Genomic DNA, 10353 nt, shown 5'->3' on the forward strand with positions numbered 1-10353 from the left:
GCGGTCAGCCCACGGCCGCCAGCCGCTCGACCTGCTCGAACACGGCGGCCGCGTCCGCGCACGCGGCCCGCCGCAGCCACTGGCAAAGCTCCGCGTCGTAACGCTCGACCAGCCACAGCCGTCCCCCGTCTTGGCGGACGATTTCGCGCGCACGGACCGAGCGCGGCGTATTGAACATCAGCAATTCGCGGGTACGGCCTTCTTCTTGGCTTGCGGCGTGCAAAGTCTGGATGGGTGGCATGGGAGCCCCTGGTCTGGTAGACCGGGCTTTCCTAGCAAACGGCGTGCCGGAAAAGCAAAAGCGCCACGGCGAACCGTGGCGCTTTTGACTCTGGCTTAGGCTGTCTTGCGCAGCGTCTGCTCTTGATATTTCTCTCTATTCCCTTGGTACGACTTAGCGCACTTCGGCAACGATATCCTTACTGAAGGACTTTTCGCAATACTTGCAGCGCATTTTCGTGTCATTTTTACCGGCTTTGACATAGAAAAAGCTGCTAACTGGTTCGTTATGCGAGATGCAGTTCGAGTTCGGGCAGGAGAAGATGCCCTCGATGGTCTCCGGCAGCTCGAGCTTGTGCTTCTTCACCACCTCGAAGTTCTCGATCACGTTGACCGTCGCCTGCGGCGCGAACAGCGCCAGCTCGTTGGCTTGGTCTTCGGTCAGCGCGATGTTCTCGACCTTGATGATGTCCTTGCTGCCCATATGGCGGCTGACCAGGTTCAGGCCGACGGTCACGCGCTCGCCGGTGTCGGCCAGACGGAACAGGCGCAGGATCTTCAGCCCCTGACCGGCCGGGATATGGTCGATCACGGTGCCCTCTTTCAGCGCTTCGACGGTACGGGTGTATTGCATGGCGTATCCTTTCTAGTTCCCGGTTCGGTTCAGACGTTTTCGTTGAGCACCAGCGACAGCAGCGCCTGACGGGCGTACACGCCGTTCTTGGCCTGCTGGAAGTAGTACGCGTGCTGGGTCGCGTCGACGTCGACCTCGATCTCGTCCACGCGCGGCAGCGGGTGCAGCACCTTCATGTTGGTGCGCGCCCCCTTGAGCATGTCCACCTTCAGGATGTACTTGCCCTGGATCTTCTTGAACTCGGCCTCGTCGAAGCGCTCGCGCTGCACGCGGGTCATGTACAGGATGTCGACCTGCGGGACCACGTCGTCGAGCGAGTTGACGATGGTGTACTCGATGCCCTTCTCGTCGAGCTCTTCGCAGATGTAATCCGGCATCGCCAGCGCCTCGGGCGCGACGAAGTAGAAGCGCGCGCCGAACAGCGACAACGCCTGCGTCAGCGAGTGCACGGTGCGGCCGTACTTGAGGTCGCCGACAAAGGCGACGGTCAGCCCGTCTAGGCGGCCCTGCGTCTCGTAGATCGAGAACAAGTCGAGCAGGGTTTGCGTCGGGTGCTGGTTCGAGCCGTCGCCGCCGTTGATGATCGGCACTTCGGAAAATTCGCTGGCCAGACGGGCGGCGCCCTCTTTCGGGTGGCGCATCACCACCGCGTCGGTGTACGAACCGATGATCTTCAGCGAGTCGGCCAGGGTCTCGCCCTTCTTGGCCGAAGTGTTGCCACCGTCCGCGAAACCGATCACGGTGCCGCCCAGACGCTGTACCGCCGTTTCGAACGACAGGCGGGTGCGGGTCGACGCCTCGAAGAAGCAGCTGCCGATCAGGCGGCCCTTCAGCAGGTCGTTGCGCGGCTCGCGCTTGAGGCGGCCGGCAGTCTCGACCACCAGCTCCAGCTCCTCGCGGCTGAAGTCGGGGATGGAAATGATATGTTTGCGGTACAGCGGGTTAGCCATGTTCACGCTCCTTAGGGTTTCTCGCACGCTCTTATTAATACTTAAAAAAAAAGCCCCTGATAAAATCAGGAGCTTTTCTTGTGGATCCGGTTGGGCCCGGGCAATGCGGGAAACAATGCGTCTGCGCCGCCGAAGCGGTCAGCAAGCCCTTGTTTCACTTGAAGAATTTTCAACATTGCGGGGGTCGTCCGAACAAACCGCGTAATTCTAATCACTTTAACCGTGAAAAACCAGCCTTGTCGTCGCAAAAACGAAACAAAACGTCGAAAAAAACCAATCCAAAAAGCATTACATAACAACAAAGCAACAAAAACTCAACAAAAACACCAATTCACCCACTTTTGGTAGCAAGATTCAGCCAACCATAACAAACAGGTAAAAACCCCGTAAAATCAGCCGGGCCTCCTGTTGGTAAAGCTGTTGATAACAACCACAAAGTCGTCCCCGCCATGATCAAGTGCATCCAAGTTGACGACCTCAAGGTCGGCATGTACATCCACGACCTGAACTGCGACTGGATGTCACACCCCTTCCTGATGCAGCGCTTCCTGGTCCGCGACGAGTCCGCGATCGCCAAGATCGCCGCCAGCGGCATTCACGAGGTTTACATCGACACCCTGCGCGGGCTGGACGTCTCTCACGCGCCGACCGTCAGCGAGGTGCGCGAGCGGCTGGAGAGCGAGATGACCGCGTTCGCCGCGCGCGAACAGGCGTTGCCGCAGAAGCTGGAAGCCGGTGCCGAACTGCAGCAGGCCAGGGTCATCCACGAACAGGCCCACCGCATCGTCTTCGACATCATGCGCGACGTCAGGCTGGGCAAGCAGGTCGAACTGGAAGAAGTCGAACCGGTAGTCGGACGCATGACCTCGTCGATCCTGCGCAACAACGGCGCGCTGCTTTCGCTGTGCCGGATCAAGAACAAGGACGACTACACCTTCCGCCATTCGGTCAGCGTCGGCGCGCTGATGGTCAGCTTCTGCAACGCGATGGGGATGGACAAGCAGAGCATCCACCTGGCCGGCATCGGCGGCATGTTGCACGACATCGGCAAGATGAAGGTACCGGACGAGATCCTCAACAAGCCGGGCAAGCTGACCGAGGCGGAATTCGCGGTGATCAAGTGCCACGTCGTTGAAAGCCAGCGCATCCTCGAGCAGACGTCGGGCATCTCGCCGCTATCGGTCGAAGTCGCCGCGCAGCACCACGAACGGCACGACGGCAGCGGCTACCCGGCCGGCCTCAAGGGCGACCAGATCTCGATGCTCGGCCAGATGGCCGCCATCGTCGACGTCTACGACGCGCTGACCTCAGACCGCTGCTACCACAAGGGAATGACGCCGACCGACGCGCTGCGCAAGATCTACGAATGGTCGAAGTTCCACTTCAACCCCAAGCTGGTGCAGGCTTTCATGCGCTGCATCGGCATCTACCCGGTCGGCACGCTGGTGATCCTGGAAAGCGGCCGGCTGGGCGTGGTCGTCGAGCAGAACGAAAGCAGCCTGATCAGCCCGCTGGTGAAGGTGTTTTTCAGCAGCAAGAGCAACGCGCACATCCCGCCCGAACTGGTCGACCTCACCCGCAGCCAGGACAGGATCGTCCGCCACGAGTCTGCGGAAAAATGGCGGCTCGACCCTTTACGCTTCCTGTGAGCCGGCCAGGCCCGGCGCCGGGTACTTCTGCGCGTTCTTGGCGAGCTTGTCGGCCACCACGTGCGGCAGGTCGATGCCGGTGACCTGCGCGAGACGGACCAGGTAGAGCAGCACGTCGGCAATCTCCTCGCCCAGATGCTCGAACGCGGCGGGGTCGTCGCCGATCGACGCCGCCTCCGCGTCGGTCTTCCACTGGAAAATCTCGGCGAGCTCGCCGACTTCACCGACCAGCGCGAGCGCAAGGTTGCGCGGCGTATGGAAGCGCTGCCAGTCGCGCTCATCCGCGAAACGCTGCAACGCCCCACACAGGGCGGATACCTCGAGCAGCGGCGCGTCGCCCTTCTCCCCGTCTTCCCGCATCACTTCTCCTTGCGCGAAAACAGGCGCGGCCGGGAATCCGCAGCGCGCTCGCGCAGCAATTCCAGATACAGCGCCTCGACCTGCGTGCGCGCCCACGGCGTGCGGCGCAGAAACTTCAGGCTGGACTTGATGCTGGGCTCGTGGCTGAAACAGCGGATCTCGATGCGTCTCGCCAGCGTCGGCCAGCCGTAGGCCGTTTGCAGTTCGGTCAGGATGCGCTCGAGCGTGACGCCGTGCAGCGGGTTGCCGGGTTGCGGAGTATTCATGGCGGATATTCGTTCAGCGCAGGCGCGCCGGATGAGGATGGATGGTGCCGGGCCGGGAATGAACACACCGGCTCAAGGCCTTGCTAACAGGGGCTTCGCATCGCAATGGAATGCAAGTTAAGCCCAAACTGCCCCCAGCTCTCAGGCAGAGCCCGCATGCTAGCACGGCTGCCGCCTTTTGATCAGCCCAGGCATCACGCCCCTTCCTGAAGAAAACTGTCCGCACAACCCCGCACGAGCCCGCGCCACGGACTTTTGACGCGGCATGCGCGCTCGGGTACCGGGCCTGCTACCCTGCAGTGCCAGGCCCCTGCCTGCGCCAGCAACAAGTTGCCGGATTTTCGGTAAAGGAAACCGGCCGCTTATGGCGATACACAGCGCCGCCGCTTTGCCAATGACGCCCCGAAGTTCTACGAAACACTATGGTCCTCGTGCTGCAGAGGGTGCAGTGGACAGTATGGAGCCGACGCGGGGGACTCACCGCCGTCAGGCATGATCGCCAAATGGCAAAGGGGGAACGATGAGCGAACAAACGCAAGGCCGTCCGGCATGGGACTGGATGAGTCCGTCGGCTGAACGGCTACAGTCCAAGATCACCAGCCTGGAGGTATCGCTCAACGAATTCGAGGCGCGCCAGCTCACGGACGAACAGAAGCGTGTGGTCGGGATCTGCAAGGTCTACCTGGGCAGAGCACATGATCTCCTCGATCGGCCGGCATTCGGTTCGAAGTTCCCGTTCCCGTTCCTGAGCCGCAAGCACCCGCACCTCGTATGGGAGCTGCTGCACCGGGTCGATGAACAGCTCATCCTGCTGATGACACCGGAAGAGTTCGCCGGCAAGGCGGTTGAAGTAAAGACGGCGTTCGACCTGAACATCACGGAAGAGAAGTCACGCGCCGACTGGATCGGTCCCAAAGGACGACTGATCGGCGTAATCGATAGGGTGACCAATGGCAACGCGACACCCGCCGATCACGCCACGGCGAAAGACGCACTGCAGCAGGTCAACGAGCAGATGGACCGCAGCTTCTGGCAGCTGTCGGCAAACACGCTGACCAGCGTGTGGAGCGCGGCGATCCTCGGCCTGCTGCTGGTGCTGGCGTGGTGCTCCCACACCGGCAATGCGCTCCACGGCCTCGCGCAAGGCGGCCTTGTAACCCACTCCAAGACGCTGCTTGTACTCGGGCTGATGGGCGCCTACGCCAGCAATGTGCTCACGCGAGAGGACTTCCTCTACGTGCGCGGCGGCCCGTTCTTCCGTTACTTCCTGCTCCACTTGCTGGCCAAGCCCCTGATGGGCGCGTTTGCCGCGTTGTTCGTGTTCGTACTGGAAAAGTCGAAGCTGCTGTTCGCGATCGTGACCGCGGATGGCGCTGTAGGCCATGGCGCGGCCTCGCATCTGATCACCATCAACGTCGGAGCGGCCGACGCCGGCTATGTCTACGCGGAGCTGGCTGTCGCGTCGGGCTTCGGGGCCGACAAGCTCCTGCGCAGCACATTCGACAGCGTGCTCAAGCGACTGGAACAAAGGGCGGAAAAGACAAAGGATTCGGCAGGCAAGTAATACGCGGGGCAAATGAACGGGCGGTTGTGGCAGCCACAACCGAACTACAAGTTACCCCCAAACATACCCCCACGATCAGCCGGGAGCAGCGGGAACTCCTCGCAACGCATAGGCCACGAAAACCCCGCAAACCTTTGTCTACGGGGCTTTTGCTGGACTTCTCCGGGACGCGTTGGAACGCTTGTTGGTGCCCCGAGCCGGGGTCGAACCGGCACAGCCTAAGCCGAGGGATTTTAAGTCCCTTGTGTCTACCAATTTCACCATCGGGGCGATTTGCCGCGCAGACGCGGCGAACGGCGCAGACTTTATCACAAAAGCGGCCGCCGGTTCAGCCGGCGTCAACGCACCAGCGACTTGCGGGTATACGCGCAGAAGCCCGGGCGTGGGCCGATCTGCGGGTGCTTGCGGCAGGTTTCCGGCCGCTTGTCGTAGACTGTGCACAGACGGCTGACCGGGTCCAGCCATGCGCAGTCGCCGTTGGCGCGGCGCGCCAGCGTGAACACGCCGTACTTGTGGTTGAAGTGCTCGATCTGGCGCGCCTTCTGCAGGCGCTTGGCGATGTTCTTCGCCGGCTCTTCGAGCTCGAATTCGTCAACCAGCCCCATGCGGACCAGGTCGGGCAGTTTGACCTCGACCGGCATCGTGCAGCAGCTGCCCATGCAATCCTTGCACAGGCCCTGCTTGTAGCGGGTCCAGGTCTCCAGCCTTTCGACGTCTGCGTACATCCGTTCAATCCTGTTTCACGTGGAACGTCAGCGCGGACGCTGACGATAGAAGGTCATCGGCTGCGCGACCGGCACGTCGGACGGCGGTGGCGCCTGCAGCACGTGCTTCTTCATCTTGCCCATCACGTGCATCTCGCACGGCCGGCACTCGAAACGCAGCGTGTAGGTCTCGTCGCCGCTCTTCAGCGTCATCGGGTCGGCACGTACCTGCCCCATCACCCCCTGCACCCCCTTCGCCTGTTTCGGGCACAGGTTGAAGCTGTAGCGCAGGCAGTGCTTGGTGATCATCAGGCTGACTTCGCCCGCCTCGTGGTGCGCCTCGTACGCGAGGTCGATCAGCTCGACGCCGTGGCGGCGGTAGAACTGCCACGCCAACGGGTTGTACACGTTGGCAAGGTAGCTGATCGAACCTTCCGGGTAGGACGGCGGCGGGTCGAGTTCGGGTTTGCGCTGAGGGCGCTGCCAGGCGGCGACGCGCGCGTTTTCCAGCGCCGAGAGCACGTCGCGCCGCAAGGCGTTGGCGGTGGACGCCGGTACGAACCACGGCGCACCCAGCTGCAGCTCGACCGACTCGGCGCGGAACATGGTGTTGCCGAACTTGTTCAGCGACGCGGCAAGGCCGGACAAGGCCCGCTCAGCGTCGCGCGCGGCCTCCAGCGCCATCGGCGCGCGCACGCAGGCGGCCACGCCGTCTTCGTCGACCGCGTTCAACACCAGCCCCTGTTCGTCGTCGGACAGCGTCAGCCAGACACCGACCCGCCGCTCGGCAGACGGGCGCAGCAGCGCGAGTTCCCAAGCATGGTCGCGGTTGCGGCACAACTCGGCCCCCGCGCGCAGCCCCTGCAGCAGCGACGCGTCATTCGGCACCACGCGCCAGCGCGCGCCGCCTTCAATGTCGCCCAACCGCTCGACGGTGTTGACGTTGAAACCGACCACCTCGCGCTTCTTCATGAAGTTGAGGCCGTCGCCGTTAGCCAGCGTCTCGCCGCTTTCCATTTCCAGGTAACGGTCGGTCACCCGGGTGACCACGCCCAGCGGCTTGCCGACAAACTTGGGCGAATCGAACGCGCCGATATCGGCCTTGCGGCCGGTGGCGAAGTAATCGGTCGCGCCGCGGTTGAAGGTCTTGTCCGGGTCCGGCGTGAAGAACACCTCGGCGTGCCCGCTGGACGCGGGCGCGAGCGCGGGCCGCGCCTGGAGCGCCTCGTCGAGCAGTTGCCGGTAATACGCGGTGATGTTCTTCACGTAGGACGCGTCCTTGTAGCGCCCCTCGATCTTGAACGAGCGCACGCCGGCGTCGATCAGCGCGCCGATATTGGCGCTCTGGTTGTTGTCCTTCATCGACAGCAAATGCTTGTCGTACGCGACCACCCTGCCCTCGCCGTCGGTCAGCGTGTACGGGAGCCGGCACGCTTGCGAGCAGTCGCCACGGTTGGCGCTGCGCCCGGTGTCGGCGTGGCTGATATAGCACTGGCCGGAGAACGCCACGCACAGCGCGCCGTGCACGAAGTACTCGATGGCGGCGGTGTTGCCCACCGCACGGGCGATCTCGCCGACCTGCGCAAGCGTCAGCTCGCGCGCCAACACCAGCTGGGAGAAGCCCGCGTCGGCAAGGAAACGCGCCTTTGCCGCGTCGCGGATATCGCACTGGGTCGATGCGTGCAGTTCGATCGGCGGCAGGTCCAGCTCGAGCATCGCCATGTCCTGCACGATCAGGGCGTCGACGCCGGCGTCGTACAGCTGGTGGACCAGCGTGCGCGCGGGCTCGAGCTCGGCCTCGTGCAGGATGGTGTTGAGGGTGACGAACACCCGCGCATGGTAGCGGTGCGCGAAGCGCGCCAGTTCCGCGATGTCGGAGACACTGTTGCACGCGTTGTGGCGCGCACCGAAACTCGGGCCGCCGATATAGACGGCGTCCGCGCCGTGCAAAATGGCTTCCCGCCCGATTTCGGCGGTTTTCGCGGGCGACAACAGCTCGAGCTGGTGCGGCAACAGGCTCATGATCTTTCCTTGCGACGGGGGCTGACAGGATGCGCTTGCGCGGGAGGGGCGGAAGTATAGCGGAATCAGACACTTGCAGGAAACGGATCGCAAGTACCGGGGCGGGCGGCGGCAAGGCGGTACGCTGTCAATGCTGTGCAAATATGCGATACTCGCAAGTTATTGTCATGAAGCACGCCGAGGCTGAGCATGGATTTCGAAAAAGCACGTTTCAACATGATTGAGCAGCAGATCCGCCCGTGGGATGTGCTCGACACCGGGATTCTCGACCTGATGTTCGACGTCAAGCGCGAGGATTTCGTCAGCGACGACCTGCGCAACCTCGCGTTCACCGACCGCGAGCTGCCACTGCCCAACGGCAAGCTGATGCTGCAACCGAAGGTCGAGGCTCGCCTGCTGCAGGACCTGGAAGTCGCCGCCGGCGACAAGGTGCTCGAAGTCGGTACCGGATCGGGCTACGTCACTGCGCTGATCGCCAAGCTCGCGCGCGAAGTGCTGAGCGTCGAGATCGACGGTGCGCAACTTGAACGCGCAGCCGCCGCGCTGCGCAAGTCCGGCGTCGGCAACGCCCGCCTGTTCGAAGGCAACGGCGTCGAAGGCCTTGCCGGCCAGGCGCCGTTTGACGCGATCTACGTCGGCGGCTCGCTGCCGGTGGTCCCCGAGGCGCTCAAGCAGCAGCTTGCCGTCGGCGGCCGCATGGTCGTGGTGGTCGGCGACCTGCCGGTGATGCGCGCGCTGCGCATCCGCCGCGTGTCCGAAACCGACTTCTCCAGCGAAGAGATGTTCGATATCTGCGTGCAGCGCCTGGAAGGCGCCGAAGCGATCGAACCCGAACGCTTCAGCTTCTGATGGTCCGCGAGATTGGCGCCAGCGCGCTGGCGGCATGGCTGTCCGACGAGGCCCGGCCACAGCCCTGCCTGCTCGACGTACGCGAGCCTTGGGAAATCGAACGCGCCGCGATCGCCGGCAGCGTCGCGATCCCGATGCATCTCATCCCCATGCGGATGAACGAGCTGCCGGACGGGCCTGTCGTCACCGTCTGCCACCATGGCGTGCGCAGCTACCAGGTCGCGCTCTACCTTGAAAAGGCCGGCTTCGACGAGGTGTACAGCCTCGCCGGCGGCGTGGAAGAATGGGCGAACAGCGTGGACCCCACGATGGCGCGCTATTGAGCGCACGCCTCCCTCCCAACCCCGAAGGGCCGCGATAGCGGCCCTTTTTCATTGTCTATCCATACCCATGAAACTGGACTACCTGACCCCCGCCCTCGCCCGCGTCCGTCCGGGCTGGCAGCCGCTGCTGCAGGCCACACAGCTGTCCGCCATCGACCATGCGCTTGCCGCGCGACATGAGGCCGGCGAATCCATCTACCCGCCGCGCGAGCAGATCCTCGCTGCCTTGTCCTACCGCGACCCTGCCGACACCCGGGTAGTGATCTTGGGACAAGACCCGTACCACGGCGCGCACGAGGCCATGGGGCTGAGTTTTTCGGTCCCGGCCGACGTGCGCATCCCGCCCAGCCTGCGCAACATCTACAAGGAAATCGCCAGCGACCTGGATTGCCAGCCGCCCTCAAGCGGCGACCTAAGCGGCTGGGCACAGCAGGGCGTGTTGCTGCTCAATAGCGTGCTGACCGTCAGCGCCGACCAGGCCGGCAGCCACGGCAAGATCGGCTGGCAGGCGGTCAGCGACGCGCTGATCCACGAAACCAGCGTGCACAGCGCAGCCTGCGTGTTCATGCTGTGGGGCAGCTGGGCACACGGCAAACGCCCGCTGATCGACGCGGACAAGCATCTGGTGCTGACGGCTCCGCATCCTTCTCCCTTATCCGCGTACCGCGGTTTCTTCGGCTGCAGGCATTTCAGCCAGGCCAATGCCTGGTTGCAGCAGCGTGGCCATGCGCCGATCCACTGGTGTGGATAAGTCTGACTTCCGTTTCCTTGTCCTGCGGCAGGTGCCGTTTCAAGCGTCTGCCGCAGCCTGCC

12 protein-coding genes and 1 tRNA gene are annotated in these 10353 nt (G+C 63.4%); 5 read left to right on the forward strand and 8 right to left on the reverse strand.

Features of this window, described 5'->3' with window-relative positions:
• Positions 1 to 4 precede the first annotated feature (4 nt).
• From E5K04_RS12090 to pyrB, 3 genes are all read right to left on the reverse strand, one after another.
• Complete coding sequence (locus tag E5K04_RS12090) at positions 5 to 241, reverse strand: hypothetical protein (RefSeq protein WP_136554433.1); 237 nt, start codon at positions 239 to 241, stop codon at positions 5 to 7.
• 153 nt (positions 242 to 394) lie between these two features.
• Positions 395 to 853: an aspartate carbamoyltransferase regulatory subunit gene (gene pyrI, locus E5K04_RS12095; protein ID WP_136554435.1), complete on the reverse strand. Its 459-nt coding sequence runs from the start codon at positions 851 to 853 to the stop codon at positions 395 to 397.
• 29 nt (positions 854 to 882) lie between these two features.
• Entirely contained in the window at positions 883 to 1803 is a 921-nt protein-coding gene (gene pyrB / locus E5K04_RS12100) for an aspartate carbamoyltransferase (protein ID WP_136554437.1), read from the reverse strand.
• Between the two features lie 449 nt (positions 1804 to 2252).
• Between pyrB and E5K04_RS12105 the strand changes: the two genes are divergently transcribed.
• Complete coding sequence (locus tag E5K04_RS12105) at positions 2253 to 3452, forward strand: HD-GYP domain-containing protein (protein ID WP_136554439.1); 1200 nt, start codon at positions 2253 to 2255, stop codon at positions 3450 to 3452.
• Here E5K04_RS12105 and E5K04_RS12110 read toward each other — a convergent pair.
• Positions 3438 to 3812, reverse strand: a complete 375-nt coding sequence (locus tag E5K04_RS12110; RefSeq protein WP_136554441.1) for a nucleotide pyrophosphohydrolase — start codon at positions 3810 to 3812, stop codon at positions 3438 to 3440. The genes E5K04_RS12105 and E5K04_RS12110 overlap by 15 nt on opposite strands.
• Positions 3812 to 4078 (reverse strand): VF530 family protein, encoded by a 267-nt coding sequence (locus E5K04_RS12115; protein ID WP_136554443.1) that lies wholly within the window; start codon positions 4076 to 4078, stop codon positions 3812 to 3814. The genes E5K04_RS12110 and E5K04_RS12115 overlap by 1 nt, the downstream gene beginning before the upstream one ends.
• A 520-nt stretch (positions 4079 to 4598) precedes the next feature.
• Here E5K04_RS12115 and E5K04_RS12120 point away from each other — a divergent pair.
• A complete protein-coding gene (locus E5K04_RS12120) occupies positions 4599 to 5642 on the forward strand; it encodes a hypothetical protein (RefSeq protein WP_136554445.1) in 1044 nt (347 codons plus the stop codon).
• A 185-nt stretch (positions 5643 to 5827) separates the two neighbouring features.
• Here E5K04_RS12120 and E5K04_RS12125 read toward each other — a convergent pair.
• From E5K04_RS12125 to E5K04_RS12135, 3 genes are all read right to left on the reverse strand, one after another.
• Positions 5828 to 5912, reverse strand: a tRNA-Leu gene (locus E5K04_RS12125).
• A gap of 68 nt (positions 5913 to 5980) precedes the next feature.
• The gene (locus E5K04_RS12130) at positions 5981 to 6367 is read right to left on the reverse strand and encodes a YkgJ family cysteine cluster protein (protein WP_136554447.1); all 387 of its coding nucleotides are present in this window, start codon (positions 6365 to 6367) and stop codon (positions 5981 to 5983) included.
• 27 nt (positions 6368 to 6394) lie between these two features.
• The gene (locus tag E5K04_RS12135) at positions 6395 to 8368 is read right to left on the reverse strand and encodes a peptidase U32 family protein (RefSeq protein WP_136554449.1); all 1974 of its coding nucleotides are present in this window, start codon (positions 8366 to 8368) and stop codon (positions 6395 to 6397) included.
• 189 nt (positions 8369 to 8557) lie between these two features.
• Here E5K04_RS12135 and E5K04_RS12140 point away from each other — a divergent pair, with 189 nt between their 5' ends.
• The 3 genes from E5K04_RS12140 to ung all read left to right on the forward strand — a co-directional run bounded on the left by E5K04_RS12140 (position 8558) and on the right by ung (position 10291).
• Positions 8558 to 9217: a protein-L-isoaspartate O-methyltransferase family protein gene (locus E5K04_RS12140; RefSeq protein WP_136554451.1), complete on the forward strand. Its 660-nt coding sequence runs from the start codon at positions 8558 to 8560 to the stop codon at positions 9215 to 9217.
• Positions 9217 to 9540, forward strand: a complete 324-nt coding sequence (locus tag E5K04_RS12145; protein ID WP_136554453.1) for a rhodanese-like domain-containing protein — start codon at positions 9217 to 9219, stop codon at positions 9538 to 9540. The genes E5K04_RS12140 and E5K04_RS12145 overlap by 1 nt, the downstream gene beginning before the upstream one ends.
• Positions 9541 to 9607: 67 nt before the next feature.
• Positions 9608 to 10291 (forward strand): uracil-DNA glycosylase, encoded by a 684-nt coding sequence (ung, locus tag E5K04_RS12150; RefSeq protein ID WP_205700358.1) that lies wholly within the window; start codon positions 9608 to 9610, stop codon positions 10289 to 10291.
• Positions 10292 to 10353: the final 62 nt, after the last annotated feature.

The organism is Crenobacter intestini (assembly GCF_004919095.1).
GTDB classification, from domain to species: domain Bacteria; phylum Pseudomonadota; class Gammaproteobacteria; order Burkholderiales; family Chromobacteriaceae; genus Craterilacuibacter; species Craterilacuibacter intestini.

Excerpts from the sequence above, each read along its gene's own strand:
- E5K04_RS12140 (WP_136554451.1), top strand. The coding sequence starts at position 8,558 with ATGGATTTCGAAAAAGCACGTTTCAACATGATTGAGCAGCAGATCCGC.
- E5K04_RS12090 (WP_136554433.1), bottom strand. The coding sequence starts at position 241 with ATGCCACCCATCCAGACTTTGCACGCCGCAAGCCAAGAAGAAGGCCGT.
- ung (WP_205700358.1), top strand. The coding sequence starts at position 9,608 with ATGAAACTGGACTACCTGACCCCCGCCCTCGCCCGCGTCCGTCCGGGC.
- E5K04_RS12135 (WP_136554449.1), bottom strand. The coding sequence starts at position 8,368 with ATGAGCCTGTTGCCGCACCAGCTCGAGCTGTTGTCGCCCGCGAAAACC.
- E5K04_RS12115 (WP_136554443.1), bottom strand. The coding sequence starts at position 4,078 with ATGAATACTCCGCAACCCGGCAACCCGCTGCACGGCGTCACGCTCGAG.
- E5K04_RS12145 (WP_136554453.1), top strand. The coding sequence starts at position 9,217 with ATGGTCCGCGAGATTGGCGCCAGCGCGCTGGCGGCATGGCTGTCCGAC.
- E5K04_RS12130 (WP_136554447.1), bottom strand. The coding sequence starts at position 6,367 with ATGTACGCAGACGTCGAAAGGCTGGAGACCTGGACCCGCTACAAGCAG.
- E5K04_RS12120 (WP_136554445.1), top strand. The coding sequence starts at position 4,599 with ATGAGCGAACAAACGCAAGGCCGTCCGGCATGGGACTGGATGAGTCCG.
- E5K04_RS12105 (WP_136554439.1), top strand. The coding sequence starts at position 2,253 with ATGATCAAGTGCATCCAAGTTGACGACCTCAAGGTCGGCATGTACATC.
- pyrI (WP_136554435.1), bottom strand. The coding sequence starts at position 853 with ATGCAATACACCCGTACCGTCGAAGCGCTGAAAGAGGGCACCGTGATC.
- pyrB (WP_136554437.1), bottom strand. The coding sequence starts at position 1,803 with ATGGCTAACCCGCTGTACCGCAAACATATCATTTCCATCCCCGACTTC.
- E5K04_RS12110 (WP_136554441.1), bottom strand. The coding sequence starts at position 3,812 with ATGCGGGAAGACGGGGAGAAGGGCGACGCGCCGCTGCTCGAGGTATCC.